Source organism: Spirochaetota bacterium (genome assembly GCA_026414805.1).
GTDB lineage: Bacteria > Spirochaetota > UBA4802 > UBA4802 > UB4802 > UBA4802.
In genome coordinates this window covers 1-22532 of record JAOAIH010000021.1, presented here as the reverse complement: position 1 = coordinate 22532, position 22532 = coordinate 1, and the positions used below count along the sequence as shown (strand labels likewise).

The window sequence follows — 22532 nt, the reverse complement described above, 5'->3', positions numbered from 1 at the left end:
ATGATGTTTTGCAAAAATATTTTTTCTACTATTTTAAAAATCATATAAAGTATAAAAGAAGTTTTAAAAATCATTTTTTATATTGACATAAATATAATTAATACCCTATACTCTAACATAGGGAAAGTGAGGCGATAGTTCATGGGCCAAACAATCCCTTATATTTGGCCAAATATATTCATGGAGGTTACCGTGAAGCGGATAATAACAATAACAGTCATTATACTTGCAAGCACTTCGTTTGCAATGGCAAATATTTATGTTGATGGTATATTTATGCTCAATGATGCCGGAGATGCTAAACTTCAAAATGGCTTTGGGCTGAAGATAGCTGCAAGCATACGTGATGATATAAATATTTTTTACAGGCAAACATTCACCACAACAACCGAAGATCCCGATACAATCTATGAAACTGAATATATGCAGATACAGGGATTGGTAGGTGGTGAATATCTCTATTTTATTAAACAATTTCCTGTTGCAGTTAGTCTCAGCGCCGCAGCGGGAGTATCACGAACAGAGGTTAAGCCAAAAAATGATTGGGTAGGCATTGAAGATTTAGGTGAAACAGGCATAGGATATGGATTTTGGGTAGGAAGCCAATGGTTACTCACACAATGGGTAGCTCCATTTATTGAATTTGGCTATTCTAAGTCACTGTATACTACCGATTTTAAAAATGCAAGTATTGGCGGATTGCAGTTTTTAGTTGGTGTTCGTTTTACCTTATGGGGTAAGAATAAATCCTTAACCGAAGATTACGAATAATTACATTTTTATTTTTTCTTGGTTTTCTGTGGCAAAGCAGTTGGTGTTTGCATAATAGTAATAAGCTGATGAGTTGTCTTCTGCAAATCGCGGTTAATACCTGTTGCTGCCACATTTGAATGCATAAATATCAATTGCTTTGTTTTTATATCAATAGCCCGTACCCAGCAGCTGGAACGAGAGGAGTCAAAAACCGCAATAATTAGATAATCACATGCTGGATATATATTTTTATATTTTTCCAGTACTGTATTTTTTAAAACTTTATAATTGAGATCATACATTTCATATATTTTTTTCAAATCCTCCTGCCATTCTTTCTTTTTTTTGCTTTCCCAAGTGCCCAAAGTCATTTTAAATTTACTCCAGTCAGTTATGATATCGTATGAGTTTGCATCTGTACTAATATATTGAAAATAATTCATAATTTCACTTTCATGTGCATAATAGCTATCGATTTCATTGCCCTGTATAGCACTCACTGAATATCCTGCATTGAAGAATTCAGCATATACAACATTGAGTTCTTCCGGATTAAGATTGGTAATCAGCCCCACTGAACTGCCACGCACAATTGGCTTTGACATAAAAAAGCCATCCTTACCAAAGAAATCAAACACTACCAGCGTGATTCTATCTATAATTTTAAAAATTTCTGTCTCCATACGGCCAATATTTGTAAATGTAAAAATCTGATTTGAGCCACTTTCATATAATGTTAATACAATCTTAATGGTATTATCAGCCAATGGAAGAAAATAACCAAAGATAAAGAGGTCGCAGTCTATAGTTTTTGCAATTTGTGGCAATTCATGGTTTTCATAATGCTTTTCTAATTTTAATTGTTTTTTTTCAAGAAGTTCATTTAACTTAAGGGGCTTTATTACGGTACAATCATACACTGCTTCAATAGAAGATGCAAAAGAATTTGGAAATATAATCTCCATATAATTGAAATTTGGATTGCCGCTTTTGTTTGTTAAATATCCAAAAGCAACAGTGGGTCTAGCATATAGTGTACCTGAAAACATCAGTATGCACACACATATTAAAAGGCCAATTTTTTTCATAGTCCTAACAATTACTGCCCGCTCATACTTGAAATAAAGTGGTCAACAACTGTCTCTAGTGTATCCTTATACTGTGCAGGATAATTTTCAACCCAGATCACTTCCATATTGGTTAGATCAATGGCACGTGCCCAGGATACTTTCTGCCAATCCTTTAGTTCCATTAAAATAAGATATTGAGTGCCATACTTAGTACGCAAATCGCTGAGGGCTTCAGCCTTACTCAATTCGTAATTATAAATATGCAGTTTATAGATATTCTCAACTGCTTTTTCAAATGACACCATATTGTCATTTTTTAAAGGTTGCATGTAGGCAACTTTTTTAAAATCTTTTATGTCATAGACATCTTCAATAGTATATAAATCAGAAGCGTTAAATGCTTTAACTGAATAGTTTTTGTTCATAAACCTGGCAATAATAACATTTTTAATATTATTGGGATGATTTGCAATAACAACAATCCTCGATCCGGGAGTAACAGTACTCTTGCGTGCTACAATACCTTTTTTGGTTGCACAGGAAATCATGCTAATATATAGTGCCAATGATATAATAAATATTTTTCTCATAAACCTCCCCCTATTTGATTATTCTTCATCATCACCTGCAACCAGGTGTTAAATATTTTCATTCACATTCTTAACTATAAATTGCATGTTGGCTGCAGCTATCGCCAAAACCTTCAAAACATTTTCTTAAAAATTATGCATCTCATTATAGGGTTGGGAATAAGGCCCGTCAAGACAATTTTTTAATGTTAAATAATATGTCAAAGATGGCCTCTATGCTTAAACTAGGGCCCTCTGATTATATTACTTTAATAACTCAATTAGTTTATCAACCTTCAATGGCTTACTGAAATAAAATCCCTGGGCAAAATCACAACGCAAATCTGCTAATAACTGTAATTGTGATTCAGTTTCCACACCTTCAGCAATAGTCCGTATACCTATTGTATGTGCCATGGTATTTATTGCCCGTATTAAAATTGATGAATTCGGGTCATTATCGACATTTACAATAAAGGATCTATCTATCTTTAAATAATCAAATGATAGCGCCAGAAGAGAACTCAGTGAGGAATATCCAGTCCCAAAATCATCTATTGCAAAATGCAATCCTCTATCTTTTAATACTTGCATAACGTGTTTGGTATACTCAATATTTCGCATATAGGTGCTTTCAGTAATTTCCAGCACAATGTATCCAGTATCCATAGAAAACGAGGGAATAGTATCTATAACCATATCTTTAAAATCGGGTTTTTGGAACTGAATTGGTGATACATTGAGCGAAACCGGTTTAACCTGCAATCCCGTCTTTTTCCATTGTAATAATTGCCTGCATACATCTTCTATAATCCACCTGCCTGCGTCAATGATAAGTCCGCTATCTTCTAGGACAGGAATAAATGTTGCAGGTGATATAACTTTTCCATCACTATTCCATCTCAGCAAAGCTTCCATTCCCGCTATTTTTTTGGTTCTGATATTGAAGTAAGGCTGGTAATATAGCTCAAACTCATTTTGTGCGATAGCTCTTTTTAACTTAGCTTCCAAGCTTATATAATCAGAAACTTTCCTGTTTAAATCCTTTGTATAAAATTGGCATGTAAAACGTCCCTGCTCACGAGCTTTTGCAAGTGCTATATCTGCATTCTGAAGCAATTCTTCAGCGCTGCCCCCATCATTTGGAAATAGTGCAACTCCCATACTTGCAGTAATCAAAAGCTCATTTGTGCCTACATGAAATGGTTGTGTAAAGATGTTCCGTATTTTGTTAATTACCGAAATAATGTCTTCATTACGGGCAATATCAATAAGCATTATTCCAAACTCATCATTTCCTATACGTGCAACGACATCACCATCACGTAATGTTTTTGACAATTTTTGAGATATTTCCAAAAGTATATCATCTCCAATCTTATGGCCTAACGAATCATTCACATACTTGAAGCGGTCAACATCAAGTGTGATAACAGCAACGTATCGTTTGTTATGTCGTGCGCGCATTAGCGCCAGATCAATCCGGTCTTTCAATAAAGCTCTGTTAGGCAATTGTGTAAGAGGGTCAAAAAATGATAAAAACAAAACTCTATCTTCAAGCACTCTCTGTTCAGTAACATCAATTATAGCTGTGAAAATATACTGCTTTTGGTCAATAGTATGCATAACAGCACAAAAAGAAAAAATCCGTATAGCTCCATCTTTGCGGCAAACTTTTGCCTCATAATTTTGAATTATTTTTTTTGCATTAAGCACTTTAAAAAAGTGTGTACACTGCGAAGCTTCAACAAAGAAGCTTTTTGCAGAAAAATGCTGAGGCCTTGTATCCTGATTGTAACCCAAAAGCATAAGCGCATGGTTATTTATCTCAACTATCTCCCCATCTTTTTTTACAACAATTATCCCTACTGGAACATTCTGTAAAATTAATTCTTGCAACTCTTTGGTTTTTGTTAATTTCTCTAAAGCTTCATCCAGATCCTTTTTTTTCTGAGTTTCTGCAATAGCTCTTTCTATTACCTGTGGTAATTTAAATAGATGCTGCTTTAACAACACATCCACAGCGCCGTTTTTTATTATTTCTACTGTTGTTTCTTCGCCGATAGCACCACTAATAATTATCACAGGTACATATTTACAATTTGTGTTGATATACTCCACAATTTCTTCTGCAGTTATATCAGGCAGGTGATAATCACTCACAACAACATCAGGCACAAATTCCTTGCATGCGGTATAAAACTCATCTTTATTTGAAACCCACACTATGTCACAACGCAGATTTGATTTCTCTAAAATTGTTTTTTCAAGTTGCGCATCATAGGTGAGATCCTCAACGAGCAATACATTGATTTTTTTTTGTGCTAGCTCAGTCATCAAAAGATTTAACCATCTTTTTTTGTGAAAGTTATGTCATAATGTTTAATTCTTTTTTTTAAATCAGCAACAGTTATATTAAGCATCTTTGCTGTTTGTGACACATCAAAATCTGATTGGGTTAATGCTTGCACTAGGATAGAACGCTCAGCGCGTGAAAGCAATTCATCAATCCCATCCGAAGGGGATATAATATCAGGCACAAGCAAATCCTGCTTTGTAATATCTCTTTCAAACATGAAAAGATATCCCACTGTTTTATTGTCACTCTTGAGAGGAACTCGTTCATAATATACCTTCAGTTCCCTATTATAAAAAAACTGTCGTTTATATACATACGATGTGTATACATCGTTTTTTGATGTATCCATTAATATTTTTTCAGTTAATGCTACGTCCACATCACTAGATTCAGGAAAAGCTTTTACATATACATCTTCAAAATGTCCGTTAAAAAATATTGTTTTCCCATTACTGTTTACAGCATACAATGCCCGTGGAATATGTTCCAAAACCAAATAGATGAGCCACTCAATAACGGCATCTTTTGTTTGACTTTCTTTTTCTTCTTTTACTTTTGCTTTTTCATTATCTCTTTTTTCGTAGTGCCCTTCGGCTGCCATAAACAAATCCAGGCGCGACATGCGCCCCTGCACTTCTCCAAAAAGGTCAATTGTAATGAGCTCTTTAACATTTGCTACCTGGGGTAACAGCTCATCCATGGTCATTTTTTTAGCTAATTTCTGTACAAATTCATCAATCTTCACTGCACTGCGAGCAATATCACTGAGCTCAGCTATTACATCTTCTTTCTTTAAAATCCCCAATAAGATGCCGCGTTTAGATATCACTGGTAAAATTGGGACATTATGTATATAAAAAAGCCTGACTATATCCTCAGGCTTTTTTATTTCAGGCGAATAAGGATTTTCTTCAAATGAAACAATTTCACTATTTTTTACATCATTATCGGCCATTGTTATTACAATCCCAGCACATCGAACATAGTATAAAGTCCGGGCTTTTTATTTACTATAAATTCGGCAGCCATAACTGCACCTCGTGCAAAATTATCACGGCTGGTTGCCCTGTGAGTTAATTCAATACGTTCGCCACTGGCAATAAAATATACGGTATGCTCACCCACAATATCACCACCGCGCATTACCATAACGCCAATCTCATTATCTGTTCGCTCCCCTACTATACCTTCACGCCCGTGCATTAGCTTTGCGTTGTGTAAATCTTTTCGGGTTTCCATCACAATATCAATCAGCTTTTTTGCAGTACCTGATGGTGAATCTTTCTTCAACCGGTGATGTGCTTCAAATATCTCAACATCATATCCTTGCTTTAAAACTGATGCAGCCAGCTGTGTGAGCTTGAATAAAAGATTAACCCCAACCGACATATTTGGTGAAAATACAATAGGAATAGAATCGGATGCTTTCTGTATACGTTCTTTTTGTGCATCAGAAAATCCGGTTGTTCCTATTACTAACGGTATTTTTTGCTGTACTGCTTTATGTAATAGCACTTCGGTAGCAGCGGGTGCAGAAAAATCAATAATAGCATCAGCATTAAGTGCTGTATCTGGTAATGACTCAATAGCAACATTTAACTTTTTACCAATTGCACTTCCCACATCCTGTCCCAACATCGGGCATTGCGGTGCATCCAAGCCTTGTGAAATAGTATGCCCTTTTTCTAAAGATGCGGCAAGTATTGCCCTGCCCATTCTACCAGCTATTCCGCAAATTCCTATCTTCATAGTTTTACTCCATAGGCAATTAATGCTTCCTTTAGTTTTTTGCGATTATCTTCTGACAGTGGAACAAGTGGCAAACGCACCTCAGATGAGCAGAATCCTGCCATTTCCATAGCTGCCTTTATGGGAATAGGATTTGTTTCATAGAACATCGCACGACATAAAGGTAACAATTTGTAGAATTTCTTCCTAGCTTCTTCATAATTACCAGATTGAAATAACGTAACTACTGCTTTTACATCTGCAGGCAATAAATTTGATAGCACTGATATAATCCCTTTTCCACCAATACCCAGCACAGGCAACAACAAATTATCATCACCAGAAAGTAGGGTGATTCTGTCGCCACATAGTTCAATCAGGTTCATCATTTGAGCAATATCACCACTAGCTTCCTTCATGGCTACAATATTGGGAACACGCTTTACAAGTTCTGCAACACTTTCAGGTAAAAAATTTATGCCTGTTCTTCCTGGAATATTGTACAATACCACCGGAATAGATATTGCTGTTGCAATTTGTTCAAAATGAGCAATAAGTCCACGCTGTGGGGGCCTGTTATAATATGGGTTAACCAAAAGCACAGCATCCACACCCGCATCCTGCGCTGCTTTTGAAAGATAAATGGCTTCATCAGTTGAGTTGGAACCAGTACCAGCGATAATTTTTACTCGCTTATTTACCATTTTTACAACGCGCACAATGAACTCTTCATGTTCCTCATAACTTACTGTGGGCGACTCACCAGTTGTCCCCATGGGAACAACTCCATCAACCCCACCTGCAATCTGATGCTCAATAATTTTCTCAAGTGAATTATAGTCAATTTTGCCATTTTTAAACGGAGTAACAAGGGCTGTGAAAACACCTTCAAACATGCAATCCTCACTTTCAGGTTTTATAAAAAATTTAGGCGATAGTTACTATCGCCTATACTATATATATACATCAAAAGCAAGAATATTTTGTCAAGCCTGAATATTTTTACACAGCAACTTTAATTGTTGTATCGGCCCACTATCGCAACACTCACTACATTCAACATGGGAAAGCCGCCAAGGTTATGCGTAAGCCCTAACCTTGGATCCTTCAATTGGCGTTTATCAGCCCTTCCATGCAATTGGAGATAGACTTCATACACCATCCTAAGCCCTGATGCGCCAATTGGATGTCCAAAACATTTAAGTCCACCATCAATCTGACAGGGAATTTTACCTGTACTGTCAAAGAAGCCATCCAGGACATCGTTCACAGCTTTACCACGTTCAGAGATGTGAAGGTCTTCCATTGTCACAAGCTCGGTTATTGAGAAACAGTCATGTACTTCTAAAAGGCTCAACTCTTCACGTGGGTTTTTTATACCTGCTTCTTGATAGGCACGCACAGCAGCTTTTTCAGTATTTACTACATGTGCGCCATCCCAGTTGGAGAATGCCATTTCCTCACCATTTGAAACAGAAATCTGGAGCGCCTTCACTGTTACAAAATTTTTTTTCTTCAATCCTTTAGCCACATCAATGCTGCACACGATGGCACACGCAGCACCATCGCTCACACCACAGCAGTCAAAAAGGCCAAGCGGATACGCAATCATGGGTGATTGTAATACCTGCTCTTCTGTAACTGGGCGCTGCAAGTGCGCTTTGGGATTGAGTGCACCGTTTGCGTGGCTTTTGACTGATATATGTGCCATGGCTCGCTTTACATCTTCCATCTTTAAGCCATACTTTGCGCAGTATCCTCCTGCAAGCATGGCAAAGCAGCCCGGGGCGGTTATATTAGGAAACCAAAGGCTGTTTAAAATACCAATAGCCTGGCTGAATTCGGGTAACCCTCCATACCCAATATCCTTGAGCTTTTCACAACCAATTGCAAGCACAATATCATACGCACCGGATGCAACCGCATACACTGCTGCCCTGAATGCCTCGGTGCCACTTGCGCAGAAATTCTCAACACGGGTTACTGCGATATTTGGTAGCCGTAATGCTATTGATGCTGACAGAGCACTTTTACCCACGTTGACCTCATCAAAACAGGTAGCAAGCCATGCTGCCTGAATCTCTTTGGGGTCAATACCTGCATCAGCTATCGCCTCATTAAAAGCCTCTACCATAAGTGCATTTGCATCTGCATCCCACCGCTCACCAAATTTTGTGCATCCCATTCCTATAATTGCAACTTTATCTTTAATTCCAGTAGCCATAACATTCCTCCTTACTCCATTAGTGGTACGGCTTTCCAGAAATATCCTGTAAAGCCACGCATATCATCTTGCCGCCTGATTCTAAATGACATGGCAACCCGTGTACCCACTTTAAGATTTTCTAGTTCACAATCAGTAAAATCAAGCAGCGTCCTTCCACCTCCATCAAATTCAACAAGGCCATAAATTGCAGGCGGGTCAACAGATGCAGCTAACATGTCACCAGTATACATGAGTACTGTTCCCGGTTTGCAAGCAAAGCTGTAATCTTCCATTGCTCCAGATGTATTGCAGGAAGGGTTGACACACACTGGATATGGTGGAAATTGCGGTGTGCCACACGCTTTACATCTGTATCCAGTGAATCCATGTACCATTTTACGGTGCCGCCACAGTGCAGTAAGCGACGTATTGGGCATTGCTTCGGCTCGTATACTTATATCAGCGTCAATTAAATCCCTGAATTTTAAATATTTTGGATAAGGAATATCTTTTTTACGTGCAATACTCTTTGTGATGCCTTTGGGGCGCTTTACATTCTCAATTGCTTCAGTTACCTTAAACGCAATAACTTCGCACCCCTGTCCAAATCCAACCACAAGAATTTTATCACCAGCTTTGGCAGTATCCAACGCATATGCCAGCATTACCAGCGGATGCGCTGCTCCGGTATCGCCCACGCTGTCATGAAGATTTGGAAGTGCTAAAGAGGCTTTGATTTTTTTTGCAATTCCTGAATGTTCACGAGAAAACGGACATGGATAAATAACAGTAGCAAACTCTGCTATATCTGTGTGATATTTTTCACAATATGCTTTTATTGCTTTTGGTATAATCCTACCAAAGCCTTCATCACGAATAAACCGTTCTTCCCATGGATAATCAAAACGCTTTTCAGAGCCACGATAATGGTCAACAAAATCCTCATGATATGAACATGATCCAAGGTATTCAGCAATAATGTTTTCTCTGCCAAGTACCAGTGCTGCTGCTCCATCACCATACAAAAGCTCTAACGTAGAAGCAGCCCTTGTATAGCGCCTGTCACTTGCAGTTACTAGTACCTTGCGCGCCGAATCAGATTCAATTGCATCAAGACCTGCAACAATTGCAGATACACCAGCCTTAAGTGAACCCGTAACATCTACAGTGCGCGCACCATCATGCATACTCAAAGCCTGGGCTATTATTGCTGCATTCTGCCTGTCATCAAAAGGAAATGATGTTGATGCAGCGTATACCGCATCTATGTTTTTTGCATCCCCATAATCCAATGCATCAAATGAAGCAGCTACAGCCATTGTTATGGCATCTTCATCCCAGTTAGCTACTGAACGCTCGCCCGACATTAGCATATACAGCAGTGGATTATACCATGCCATCTGCTGTACTACCTGCATGCGGGACAATCGCCTCAGCGGAATATAACCCCCATACGATACTATTCCAATCATTGACGAACCTCCTTTTGCAATTCTATGAGTCATGCTGAACCATGTCCTAAATTTATTTTAAGGATCGATTCAGCATTTAATACTCACTCCGCCATTCCAAACCAGGACTTTAGGATCAGATTCACCGTACAATTCCGTTTCACGCACTGCATAACATATAAAAATTCCAAATCAGGTTGGGAATGACATTTTCATATCTTACACTTTAAATAACAGTAACAACGTACTACACACCATTACTCTGTGTTTCTACAAAACGCATCCCACTATATCCTTATGGCATGTTATAATATGCTGCTATTTTAACAATGGTGCCATGTACGCAAATGTATCGCCAATATTGTTCAATGCCTTCGCATCACTTAAGTCGGTAATTTTGCTCCACTGTGCCATGATATCTTCTGCAGTGACTTCTTTTCCCTGAATTATAGTGCCGCTTGCACACATAATAGCTGTTCGGCTGTACCATCCACCACCGCAGTTAAATATCATTCCTGTATCCTTGCATTCATCTGAACATAAATACATTACCAGCGGTGTAACATACTCTGGTTTAAGTTTTTCAAAGATTTCTTTTGGCAATACATCTTCTGTCATTCGGGAAGCTGCTACCGGAGCTATCGTATTAACCAAAATATTGTATTTTGCCCCTTCTAATTTGAGCGCATTCATAAGACCAACCAATGCCATCTTTGCTGAAGCATAGTTAGTCTGCCCAAAGTTACCATACAAACCAGCTCCTGATGCTGTAAAGATGATCCTGCCCCATCCTTGCTCGCGCATTATTTTAAATGCCGGAGAAGTGACGCAAAAAGCCCCGCGAAGATGAACTGCCAGTACAATGTCCCACTCATCCTCGGTCATCTTCACAAAAGTCTTGTCGCGCAAGATTCCTGCATTATTGACTACAATGTCTACCCTGCCAAATGCATCCATAGCAGTCTTTATGATGTTTTCTCCACCTTGCACTGTGGCAACTGAATCATAATTAGCAACAGCCTTACCTCCTTGCTTTTTGATTTCCTCTACAACAGCATCTGCAGCACTGCTGTTGGCACCTGAGCCATCACGTGAACTGCCCAAATCATTTACAACCACCATCGCTCCACGTTTGGCAAATTCCAGTGCATAGGTACGTCCTAATCCGGAACCAGCACCGGTAACAACTGCAACCTTACCATCAAAACGTATAGCCATAATACCCTCCTGCTTTAAACAGTATTTTTATTGGGCAATAGAGCACCACGCATTGCGCAGCACTTCCTTGCCATCGTTATTTAACGCAATTATTCCGTATTTTGTTTTTTCTGCAAGCTTTTCTATTGTATAGCCTTTAAAAGTGAGTGTTTGCCCAGGCAACACAGGCCGCGCAAAGCGCACATATAATTCCTTCACCTTTAATGGGTCACGATCACCTGTCAGATGGTCCACAGCCATTTTATGACAAAACGCCATAGTACACAGCCCTTGCAATATAATGCCTGGCAGCCCAACTTTTTTTGCAAACTCATCATCAATGTGAATGGGATTATGATCGCCTGATGGTTCAGCATAGATATACGTCTGCCCATTCTTAACTTTCATTGTGTCTTCAAACACAAACTGCGATGGAGCGGTTTCTGTGTCTGGCTTTTCATCGGGTTTTCCTGAACCAGCACTTCTGTCAAAGAATTCCCATTTTGCCTTCACCACCACCTCTCCATGCTGATTTTTAGTAACTGTCTCCCAGCCTAAAATACTCCCCTTTTCTTTTACAGTAATATGTGTAATAGTACCTTCTGAGGTAACCTCGTCATTTGGCTTCACGGGTTTGACCCACTCAAAGTACTGACTATAGTGCACAACAAACATCATGTTCATGCCAATTTCTGCATCAAAGATGATCTGTGCGGTTGGACCTGCTCCGTAAAATACCGCATACATAGGTGGTGCAATAATTCCACCTGGCCTTCGGTTGTCAAAGTAGGCATCGTTGTCTTCGTTATATGCTAGGGCATAGTAAATGCTTTCATGTTGCGATATTTTTACAGGGTCGGATTTGTATTGTTTACCAATTACCTTTTCATTGAGCGACATACATACCTCCTGTATAATGGTGGCGATAGCTCATGATAATAGCATCAGATTATGTAATACAATCATACATAATTTTGTCAAGATATTAATAGCCCGCTTTCCTTCAAATACTGACTATCGATTCCAACATGTTTTAAGCATTTTTGATTGTGTACGGAGTCCATCCTCAAGAAAGGGTAGGATGATGCTGCACCAACATTTTTGATCAAAATTTTTAGAAGCTATATGTAGAGGGGGACAATTCCTTTTAATGAAGGAGAAATGTTTGTGTAATTGTAATAAATTATACTAAATATATAAATTGAAATGTTTATATTGACATTAACGCTCAATTTTTCTATTATAAATACATCAGCGTTCAACTGCTGGTTTATAGCTCATGGAAAACAAAAATTTAAAAAAACAATACTATATTGACCAATGCAAAAGGACACTTGCAACCAGTAAAATCATCTTACCTATTGCTGCAGTAATAATTATATTATTTCTGTATCAAGACATTTATATTTTACATTTTGATTTTACCTTATGGTTTAGGTTAGTGCCAGTAATCTTTATGGTTTTTTACTTAGTACTTGCTATGACGTTATTAAAAAATTATATTCACTATGTTATCCCGCTCTATACAGTAACACTTGCTACTGGTATATTCATGATTTTAGGAATTGCTTATCATATATTTTTAAATCCAATTTATCCTGAAACATATATTTCAAATACAGCAGCAGGTATTCAAACTGTTTTTATTGTGTTATTTCTTATATCATCGGGAGCAATTCGCTACTTACCATTATTGTTTATTCTTCCCTTATTAATCTTTATTGCACTTTTAACAGCAACCACGCATATCACCGAACATGAGTGGACCAGCCTTTCCAATCCCATCACAACAGCATTCTTCTTAAGCCTTTTGGCATACATCACAGAACGCAGGAATTTCAATGACTATATTTTGAACCATAAGATTGAGATGAATGAAGAAATACTCACTAAATATAAATTCACAATGGAAAAGGACCTTGATTTTGCATCACAATTACACCGTTACATAATGCCAGCAAACCCACCAACCAAACAAATTGCAGTATACTACAGGCCATATTACAATCTGGGTGGTGATTTTTATGATTTCATACCTTTAAATAAAACCAAAACCAACATAGGCATTTTTGTAAGCGATGTTACCGGACATGGTATTTCTTCAGCATTCATTACAGCTTTGTTAAAACATTATCTGGTGGTTGGGAAAAAATATCACGTAAAACCCGATAAATTACTGTATTATCTAAACGAATATTTAACCGGTAACATAGGAACAAACTTTGTAACAGCCCTATACTGTATTGTTGACTTCAGCAAAAAAGAATTATATTACACCAGCGCTGCTCATTATTTGCCTGTAATCGTTCATAACGATGGCATACTACGTGAGCTTCCCAAAACGGGAAAACCATTTCCCATAGGCATAATTAAAAAGCGTGAACTTGCAAAAAAAGGAAAGTATTTTGAAGTATCATCGGTAAAGCTGAAAAAAGGTTCAAAGATAGTTCTGTACACTGATGGAATTATTGAATTGTATAATTTTGCCTCAAAAAAGTGCTTAGATAGCACTATTTTCTTTGACATACTAAAACAAAACAGCAAGCTTTCAGCCCAGGAATTAGTTCATAAAATTCAGGAATATGTACATAGCCATTTCACCAACGATTACATCAACGATGATATTTGTGTGATTATTATTGAAATATAATAACTATCAATTAATAATAAATTCAGTCTGTTCTTTATCAAGCCAACCAGGCAATTCCATTATAAACTCTTTAATCTGATCACGTACACGGCGATAATGCTGCAATGCTTCTTCCCTTGTTTTTGCATCTTTTGCCAGCTGTGGTGGGTCCTCAAATCCACGATGCAACACCTTTGTTTTACCCGGGAAAAGCGGGCAGTTTTCATTAGCATGCCCGCATACAGTGATAACATAATCAAAATGTGTATTTTTAAACTCGTTCACATGCTTTGATGTATGATGCGATATATCAACCCCAGCTTCTTTCATTACTAAAATGGCATTTGGATCCACACCTTTTGGTTCTAACCCTGCAGAATATGCATTTATAACATCACCACGTAAAGCATTAGCAAAACCCTCTGCCATTTGACTGCGGCATGAATTACCAGTACACAAGAATAAAATTGAAATCTTTTTTTCCATAATTACCTCTTAATTTTCAATTGCTTTCTTTTATCATATCGCTCTTATTTGCAATATAATGTAAATTTTTTGTTAAGATATTTTACAATACAATACCATAATATATACCTTACAATACTGTAGGGTCAATGTCATACAGTATACATAAACAAAAGGCAATAAAAAAAATCTCATTGTACATATCAATCATTGCAAAAATCCATCAATGATGATGCAATTTAACTATAACACAATCACCCCCTCCGGATCATAGTGAATATTTTAATATTTATTTTAACTATTGGCCAGTAACTAACAGTGGGCAATGTGATAATAAGTCAAAAAAAGTGCCACTATTATCTCATAAAAATAGAATGAGAGTAAATTATTTATTGACAGATAATTTTGTAGCCTGAAGTTTTTGCATTTTACTATCATAACTATAATCAAGGAGATAGCATCTATGTTTAAAAAAATTTTTTATTCTCTTGTCTTTTTTTCGATTACTATTTTTTGTTTTCTCATTCCTTCAACAAGCCTTCAAGCTCAATACTACGTGCCCCCTGATAGTGAGGGCGCTACTGATGTTACCATGTATAAAGCTGATACAGTTGTTATTGACTCAATTATTACTAATGATGTTGTGTTAATGCCACATGATCTAATGGAACTTGGCAAAACAGCCAGTGCAGGAATTGCATCCCATTATTCTGACTATACTAAAATCTATTCTATTCCACTATCGTATATTCTATGGTCAAAGCTTAAATTTGAATTAAGCATACCGTATGTATACAGAGAAATAAAAAACAGCTGGACATCCACCACATCAAAAGCAGATGGATTAGGCGATATTAAAGCTGGTGCTTCTTATTTACACTCATTCTCTGACGTATTTGACAGTATAACTTCTATAGCAGTGACATTCCCTACAGGTGATGCAGAAAAAACGGATAATGCAATGTTAGTCCCTCTAGGAAGCGGATCACGCTCATATTCAATTACTCAATCATTTTCATATTTACCACTTGAGAAATTACGCTTATATGCAAGTGCATTGGGTATAGTGTATGAAAATACAGAAATAAATTCTAATAAAGTTGATAGGGGTAATGTATACGGTATATTGTTAGGTTGTGAGTATACATTGGATTCTATTAAAGGTTTTATAAAAATTAACTACATAAATATAAATGAAACAACAATCAAGGATTCCTGGGGATTTTCATTTGGATTGAATGATTCATTGAAGACATCAGATGTCATTGTAGGTGCCTTATTCAGAATTTATTCTGTTATTGCACTTAATGCATCTGTTTCAATTCCAGCGTACACCAAATATGATAATGACCTCACCGATACACCTGACAGAAAGTGGTATGCAAATTTCTCTGTCACAAGCTTCTTATAAAAATTTTCACTATCATAATCACTTCAGTGAAGAACACGTATACTTCTCTGTTGTGATTATGATTTTAATCTGGACTGTTATGATTGTTTAGATTTTCTATCTTTAATTAGCACTTCCGCAGGTATGTTAAGCGCATAATGTAAACGTCGAATCATATTTAAAGAAAGATTTCGTTTGCCTTTCAAAACTTCCAATGCATAAGTTAAAGCTTATGGACACAGTACTATCCCTTTAGCCCATAAACACTCACCACAGGGGGATGTATTCCAGTAGCAATCCTTGTGTTCCACTGTTCGGTGATAGCACATATCTGGTTCCACACATAAAGAGCAATCGGGAAACTCAAAATACTTAAATGTTTCTCTAAAACGAACAAATTCATAGCTGTTCCAGATTTGTGTGATATCTCTTTCTGCAATATTTCCAAAAGAGTATTTTTGATGGATTCTTGGATTTCCAAAATAATATGCAGTATGCGTATATGCCAACTCAAGGCATGGGACAACATCTCCATTTGCTGTTATAAAAATTGTTCCCTTTTCAATGAAGGGACAACTCCTGAGCACTGATGCATTGCCGCCGGCTATATCAACACTATTATCTTTTGAAAATATTTTGCGAATATGTTTCAATCCATCGTGTTTACCATCTACTGAATACAATATTGAATCACTGATATCTTCTATGTAGGGAAATACATTGCTTACAATGAAGCGCTGAGCACCACACTTTTTTGCTTCATCGATAATGGTGGTTAAAGCTTTCACGTTATGCGTTGTAGCAACAGTTTCAACACCTACCAACGGTTTATGTGATTGCTTCTTGTTTTTAATTTCATTTATTAAACTGATAACTGCAAGAGGAATAGATACGTTAGCACCACGTCGATTTGGTGGATCTACTCCTGCTGCATCATCAATTGAAATATACACAGCTTCAAGCGGAAGTGCCACAAAAATTTCTGCCAACAATTCATTTATTAGCATTCCATTTGTCACAAGAACTATTGGCACCGACAATGTGGCAAGCTTTTGCAGATGCCACTGTATATCAGGATGGCACAATGCTTCGCCAAATCCCAGGAGCACTACTTGCTGTAGTGAGAGCTTTTGCAACTGCGGGATTATTTTATTCATCAAGGATTTTTTAAAATGAGCTATCGCAAAATTATGTATAGAATTGCGCACACAGGTGGTACATGATAAATTACAGGCAGTAGAAAGCTCAATGTACACCTGATGTATGGCTGTAGCTACATCCTGCTTCTCCTGCCTGCCCATCCATTCAAAATGCATAGGAAATTTGTTATGCTTGATTTTTTAAAAAAATCGTTTTTTGAATATCAGTGCCACATTGACAAGTCCAATGAGCACAGGAACTTCCACAAGTGGCCCAATGACAGTAGCAAATGCCTGTCCTGAATGTATGCCAAAAATTGCTATGGCAACTGCTATGGCTAATTCAAAATCATTGGATGCAGCCGTAAAAGCCACTGCGGTTGTTTTTGGATAATCACCTGTGATTTTTCTGACCACAAAAAATGTTGCAAACCACATTACAACAAAGTATATAAGCATAGGTAATGCAGCTATAATGACGTCCTGTGGTCGTTCAATTATTTTACTGCCCTGCATTGAAAACATTACAACAACAGTAAAAAGCAATGCAATTAATGTGATGGGGCTTATTTTGGGAATAAAATTGTTTTCGTACCAGTCCTTGCCTTTAAGCGCTATCAAACTAAACCGTGTGATAAGACCACCTAAAAATGGTATGCCTAAATAAATAAACACTGTTTTAGCTGATTCACTCATCGAAATTGATATATCAAGCCCTTCAGTAAGGCCAAGCCAATTGAGCGCTAACGTTATGAATAAATAGATGTACACCGCATAAAACAATACCTGAAACACTGCATTGAATGCAACAAGCCCAACTGCAAGCTCACGGTCGCCACCAGCAAGTTCATTCCACACAATTACCATTGCAATACACCGCGCAAGCCCAACAAGGATAACGCCAATCATATATTCAGGGTATGATCGTAAAATTAGCACCGCCAGCACAAACATGACAACAGGGCCAATAACCCAGTTCACCAGCAGCGATATTCCCAACAACTTCTTATTCCGGAATATCTTCCCCATTTCCTCATATTTAACCTTTGCAAGCGGGGGATACATCATTAGGATAAGACCAATAGCTATTGGTATACTGGTAGTTCCTACCTGTAATGAATTAATGAAATCTTTTATACCAGGCAGATAATAACCAACTACAACACCCATTATTATTGCAATAAATATCCACAGCGTTAAAAAACGATCTACAAATGAAAGCTTTTTTGCCACACTTTCAGACATACTACCACCTCCTATTGTTTTTTATTGAATTAATTTTTTTATCTCATCAAGCGATGGGACTTTGCCGGCAACCTTTACCTTACCATCTACAACAAGTGCTGGTGTTATCATCACCCCATAGCTTGTAATCTGCTTGATATCGCTGACTTTTTTGATTTCATATTCAATGCCCAATTCTCTGGCAGCCTGCTCAGCAAGATTTTGCAGCATGGTGCATTTCTGGCACCCTGTACCAAGTATTTCAATTCTTTTCATAAAAAAACCTCCTAATATATCATCCCAAATATAAGTCCTGAAATTGTTGCCATAATTACAACCAGCGACACATAGATAACAGTCTTTTTTGTACCAATAACACTGCGTATTACCAGCATACTAGGAAGAGACAGTGCTGGCCCTGCTAAAAGCAAAGCAAGTGCTGGTCCATACCCCATTCCACTACCAAGTAATCCCTGAAGAATTGGAACTTCGGTGAGTGTAGCAAAGTACATAAATGCACCCATCAGTGAGGAAATGAAATTGGCAAATAGGGAATTACCCCCAACAGCAGTACTAATCCACTCTGAGGGAATAATGCCATCATGTCCTGGTCGCCCAAGCAAAAACCCAGCAACAAGCACGCCACCAAGTAGCAATGGAAGTATTTGCTGTGTAAATGACCACGTTTGCTGTAGCCAGTGTACCATCTCACCTTTTTCAGTTGCAGTAATCAATGTAAGTGCAACAATACCAGTAGCAAATGATACCATGGGGCTACCTATCACTGCTACAGCACCCACAACAACAAAAGAAGCAATTATCTTCCACCACTTCACACCAAACCACGCACCAAGGGTAAGTCCAAAAAGAACTGAAGAAACAGCAGTGATTTCCCATTTGTAGCTGAAGATTGTATACCACAAACCTTCGGCAGTTGCAGGCTTTCCCCAGTTGGCAAACACCAGTATTGCAACCATCAGTGAAAAATAAATAACTGTTTGCCACAGTGGACGCCTTGTTTCAGGTTCAGGGATATCCATCATTGCTTTTGCTTTTTGAATTTCTTCTTTCCTGAAGATAAGGTGCATCACTGCGCCAATTATTACACTAAACAAAATTGCACCTAGAGCCCGTGCAACGCCTATTGTTAATCCTAACACGCGTGCAGTCAATATAATTGCCAGCACATTGATGGCAGGCCCGGAATACAAGAACGCAGTTGCTGGGCCTAATCCTGCACCCATTGTATAAATACCTGCAAAAAGTGGAAGCACCGTACACGAACACACCGCAAGTATTGTACCAGATACCGATGCAACGCCATACGCCAGTACCTTTGGTGCGGTGGGACCCAAATATTTCATGACACTGTTATGACTCACAAATGCGGCGATAGCTCCTGCAATAAAAAACGCAGGAACAAGGCACAGCAACACATGTTCTCGTGCATACCATTTGGTAAGTTCTAATGCTTCAAAAACTGCATTGTTAAAACGAGGATTCCCAAGTGGTAAATAATAAAAAGCAAGAAAGATAACCATGATGTACAATAATTTTTTTACTTCAGCTTTCCAATCCATATACACATTCCTCTATAAGTTAAATACGATTACAGCTTCAAAAGACGTTTAGTAATATATTGTAAAGCGTTTTCGTTGCCAAAAGCACCACCCAATATGGTGAAAGAGGATCAAAATATTATAATGCATAATTAAATATGTGCATACATACACTCACCTGCCACTTTTGTGACTGTTCTTGTAAAAACCATATACACCTTTCTACTGCCGCACTGTATTTACACAACACTGTGCTACCTGCAATTGCTGCGCCACATTTTGTTCAATTACCCTATCCACACATCCCAAAAAATCCAGAACGCACGGTGTTTTGAGATGATAGTATACGGTTGTCCGGTGCTTTACATCATACACAAGCCCAGCATTCTTAAGTACCGCTAAATGCTTGGAAATTGTTGACATATCAGCACCAACAATCTCCTGCAGCTGGCATACACAACGCGGGCCTTTTTCAAGCTCTTCTATCATCATAAGCCTGCTTGGATGTGCTAGCGCTTTCATGATGGCAGCACGGGTTTTATACTTTTGATTTACTAATTGTTCCATAAAATACCCTTGGTTCTTTAAACTATTATATATTTGGCAATATAGCCAAATAACCAAATAGGTTCTAAAAAATTATTCTTTAATAAAACTTTTTTTATGCATAAAAAGTTCTTGAATTAGGTTATATCACATCGTAGTAGTTGTATGGGTTTTTAAAGTACTGGCGATAGTTACTAACTATTAGCTTTTAGCTTTGAATAGACTGTTTACAGAAATTTTGTACTATTTTACACTCTGTGTTCTTTTGGAAATATTGTGATACATTTATTTTGCAATCACTTAAAGAATGCAATAATGTATAATTACATCGCTTTTTTAAAAGGCTTCACTAAAATAAGATAGAGTTTACCATAACAACACCATGACAAAAAGAACACTTAACTCCCTCACCAATTTTGCCTTCACAATTGTAAAAACTATAATCGACAATATTGGCCCAAGGCCATCCTGCTCAGAGCACTCACATCTTACAGCACGAATATTTTTCTATTTGTATAAAGCATATTGCCACTCCGTACAGTTACAATCCTTTATTACTCATCCACACGCTTTTTTAGGATTCTTAACGCTTGTTCCATGGCTCTACATAGCTGCGGTAATTTTTTTACTCATTAAATTGTATATCGTAGCCGCATTCATATTCACACTTGCCAATAGTATTGCAATACGTCAGTTCATTCTATACAAAGCCACATTTGATTTTTTGTACACACCACAAACAGGCTACAATGCCATTGGAATGATTAATCCAAAGAAAGAAGTGCGCCAGCAGATCATTATCAGTGGTCATCACGACAGTGCGTATGAATTCAGGTTTATGCGCACCACACCACGATTGTATCGCATACGCGTTGCATCCATTATTCTTTCCATGGTAGGATCACTTATTTTGGCGTGGCTAATTGTGATAAATAGATACAGTTATAATTTACACACAGTGCATGCAATCTTTATGGTGGTAATTATACTGCTTGGCATTCTCAACATGCAGATGCTCTTTTTCAAAAGCAATCGTGCAACGCCAGGTGCAGGGGATAACTTAATAGCAAGTGCCATTACCGTAGTGTTGGCAAAATTTTACAGTAACTATCGCCCACATTACACCCGTTTAATTTTTGCAAGCTTTGATGGTGAGGAATGTGGCCTCAAAGGATCAAAAGCATTTGCAAATGAATACAAAAAGCTCATTGGCTGTATGCCAACATATCATCTGAACATTGACAGTCTGTACAGGCCAGAACTAATCAAATTTTTGACCAGCGATGTCAATGGATTTGTCACGCTTTCAGAAGAGTTTGCAAAGACGTGTGTGGCAACAGCTCATAGTAAAGGATACGCTGCCAGCACATTTGCCATGTATCCGGGAACTGGCGCAACCGATGCTGCACCACTTGCACAGGCTGGTGCACGGGCAACAACATTAATTGCTCTCCCCACTGAAGTTGAAAAGCAACACAGCGTATATCATACTATGAATGATACAGTAGAAAACATTCACGCTGATGTTGTGAAAGCAGCCATTGAGATAGTTAATAGTGTTACTGAATTTCTGGACAAGAAAATCAAAGGGTGTCCGCAATTGATAAAAGATAAATAAGCTATAATTTAGTAGGTTAACACCGCATCACTTTCAAGAACTATCTCATTCACTTTTGCGCCGCCTATGGCTTCAGCGCCTTCAATTAAATCCTCCACTTTGATTTTCCTTTTGTTCATACAGGGTGTACATACAAGAAGCTTATTGCCTGCTTCAATATATGTATGTATCATTTCATTAAGTGGATTAAACCCTTCAAAATGAATATGTTGGGCAAATCCTTTCATGGCAAGCATTACCGCTTTGCCCTGTAATATAATGACTGGCGTTACATCCATAGCAAGAGCAGTATTTGCCAAAACAAACGGAATAGAAGCCATTTCCGGGTCATCATCCGCATGGGTCACAATATACGCAATCTTTTTACTCATACATCCTCCTAGAAGGTATTTTGTATTATACATAAAGATAAAACAAATAATTTTAGTAATTTATATATTACTACAATAATTTGCAACCATAAAAATTATGTAATTTATTTTTTTAATTCCACATGGCAATGATGTACAACGATATCACCGTATTGTGAGGCAATCTTAATTTGTGGTTATAACTATCTTGATATGCATATATTGTTGGAAGGAATGCACGCCAGACAGGACTCGAACCTGTGACCCACGGCTTAGAAG

At 37.7% G+C, this 22532-nt stretch carries 21 protein-coding genes and 1 pseudogene; 4 read left to right on the top strand and 18 right to left on the bottom strand.

Annotated features, from left to right (window positions below; translation table 11 throughout):
• Positions 1–192: 192 nt before the first annotated feature.
• Positions 193–771 (top strand): hypothetical protein, encoded by a 579-nt coding sequence (locus N3F66_06100; GenBank protein ID MCX8123720.1) that lies wholly within the window; start codon positions 193–195, stop codon positions 769–771.
• Between the two features lie 8 nt (positions 772–779).
• Here N3F66_06100 and N3F66_06095 read toward each other — a convergent pair whose 3' ends face one another.
• The 10 genes from N3F66_06095 to N3F66_06050 all read right to left on the bottom strand — a co-directional run bounded on the left by N3F66_06095 (position 780) and on the right by N3F66_06050 (position 12233).
• Complete coding sequence (locus N3F66_06095) at positions 780–1841, bottom strand: hypothetical protein (protein ID MCX8123719.1); 1062 nt, start codon at positions 1839–1841, stop codon at positions 780–782.
• Between the two features lie 11 nt (positions 1842–1852).
• On the bottom strand, positions 1853–2413 hold the full coding sequence (locus tag N3F66_06090; GenBank protein MCX8123718.1) for a hypothetical protein: 561 nt from the start codon (positions 2411–2413) through the stop codon (positions 1853–1855).
• 243 nt (positions 2414–2656) lie between these two features.
• Entirely contained in the window at positions 2657–4729 is a 2073-nt protein-coding gene (locus N3F66_06085; GenBank protein MCX8123717.1) for an EAL domain-containing protein, read from the bottom strand.
• A gap of 8 nt (positions 4730–4737) precedes the next feature.
• Positions 4738–5706, bottom strand: coding sequence for a hypothetical protein (locus N3F66_06080; protein ID MCX8123716.1), 969 nt, complete (start codon positions 5704–5706; stop codon positions 4738–4740).
• A gap of 5 nt (positions 5707–5711) precedes the next feature.
• Positions 5712–6500: a 4-hydroxy-tetrahydrodipicolinate reductase gene (gene dapB, locus N3F66_06075; protein ID MCX8123715.1), complete on the bottom strand. Its 789-nt coding sequence runs from the start codon at positions 6498–6500 to the stop codon at positions 5712–5714.
• A complete protein-coding gene (gene dapA, locus N3F66_06070; protein ID MCX8123714.1) occupies positions 6497–7375 on the bottom strand; it encodes a 4-hydroxy-tetrahydrodipicolinate synthase in 879 nt (292 codons plus the stop codon). Before dapA ends, dapB begins: the two co-directional genes overlap by 4 nt.
• Before the next feature lie 119 nt (positions 7376–7494).
• Positions 7495–8703, bottom strand: a complete 1209-nt coding sequence (locus N3F66_06065) for an acetyl-CoA acetyltransferase (GenBank protein MCX8123713.1) — start codon at positions 8701–8703, stop codon at positions 7495–7497.
• An 11-nt stretch (positions 8704–8714) separates the two neighbouring features.
• Positions 8715–10157: an OB-fold domain-containing protein gene (locus N3F66_06060; protein MCX8123712.1), complete on the bottom strand. Its 1443-nt coding sequence runs from the start codon at positions 10155–10157 to the stop codon at positions 8715–8717.
• 297 nt (positions 10158–10454) lie between these two features.
• Positions 10455–11354 (bottom strand): SDR family oxidoreductase, encoded by a 900-nt coding sequence (locus N3F66_06055; protein MCX8123711.1) that lies wholly within the window; start codon positions 11352–11354, stop codon positions 10455–10457.
• 27 nt (positions 11355–11381) lie between these two features.
• Positions 11382–12233, bottom strand: coding sequence for a MaoC/PaaZ C-terminal domain-containing protein (locus N3F66_06050; protein ID MCX8123710.1), 852 nt, complete (start codon positions 12231–12233; stop codon positions 11382–11384).
• 379 nt (positions 12234–12612) lie between these two features.
• On the opposite strand from N3F66_06050, the gene N3F66_06045 reads away from it, so the two are divergent.
• Complete coding sequence (locus N3F66_06045; GenBank protein ID MCX8123709.1) at positions 12613–13983, top strand: serine/threonine-protein phosphatase; 1371 nt, start codon at positions 12613–12615, stop codon at positions 13981–13983.
• 6 nt (positions 13984–13989) lie between these two features.
• On the opposite strand, the gene N3F66_06040 is transcribed toward N3F66_06045, so the two are convergent.
• Complete coding sequence (locus tag N3F66_06040) at positions 13990–14448, bottom strand: arsenate reductase ArsC (GenBank protein ID MCX8123708.1); 459 nt, start codon at positions 14446–14448, stop codon at positions 13990–13992.
• Positions 14449–14890: 442 nt separating this feature from the next.
• On the opposite strand from N3F66_06040, the gene N3F66_06035 reads away from it, so the two are divergent.
• Complete coding sequence (locus N3F66_06035; protein ID MCX8123707.1) at positions 14891–15838, top strand: hypothetical protein; 948 nt, start codon at positions 14891–14893, stop codon at positions 15836–15838.
• 77 nt (positions 15839–15915) lie between these two features.
• Here the strand turns inward: N3F66_06035 and N3F66_06030 are convergent.
• The 6 genes and pseudogenes from N3F66_06030 to N3F66_06005 form a co-directional block, all read right to left on the bottom strand.
• Positions 15916–16029: pseudogene (locus tag N3F66_06030) on the bottom strand (transcriptional regulator).
• Positions 16030–16047: 18 nt separating this feature from the next.
• The gene (locus tag N3F66_06025) at positions 16048–17133 is read right to left on the bottom strand and encodes an SPASM domain-containing protein (GenBank protein ID MCX8123706.1); all 1086 of its coding nucleotides are present in this window, start codon (positions 17131–17133) and stop codon (positions 16048–16050) included.
• 24 nt (positions 17134–17157) lie between these two features.
• Positions 17158–18201, bottom strand: a complete 1044-nt coding sequence (gene arsB, locus N3F66_06020) for an ACR3 family arsenite efflux transporter (protein ID MCX8123705.1) — start codon at positions 18199–18201, stop codon at positions 17158–17160.
• Between the two features lie 21 nt (positions 18202–18222).
• Positions 18223–18456 carry a thioredoxin family protein gene (locus N3F66_06015; GenBank protein ID MCX8123704.1) on the bottom strand — a complete coding sequence of 78 codons (234 nt, stop codon included), beginning with the start codon at positions 18454–18456 and terminating at the stop codon, positions 18223–18225.
• Positions 18457–18467: 11 nt separating this feature from the next.
• Entirely contained in the window at positions 18468–19760 is a 1293-nt protein-coding gene (locus N3F66_06010; protein MCX8123703.1) for a permease, read from the bottom strand.
• Positions 19761–19961: 201 nt separating this feature from the next.
• Positions 19962–20306: a metalloregulator ArsR/SmtB family transcription factor gene (locus N3F66_06005; GenBank protein MCX8123702.1), complete on the bottom strand. Its 345-nt coding sequence runs from the start codon at positions 20304–20306 to the stop codon at positions 19962–19964.
• 361 nt (positions 20307–20667) lie between these two features.
• Between N3F66_06005 and N3F66_06000 the strand changes: the two genes are divergently transcribed.
• Entirely contained in the window at positions 20668–21903 is a 1236-nt protein-coding gene (locus N3F66_06000) for a M28 family peptidase (GenBank protein ID MCX8123701.1), read from the top strand.
• Positions 21904–21911: 8 nt separating this feature from the next.
• Here N3F66_06000 and N3F66_05995 read toward each other — a convergent pair whose 3' ends face one another.
• Entirely contained in the window at positions 21912–22274 is a 363-nt protein-coding gene (locus tag N3F66_05995; GenBank protein ID MCX8123700.1) for a DsrE family protein, read from the bottom strand.
• Positions 22275–22532: the final 258 nt, after the last annotated feature.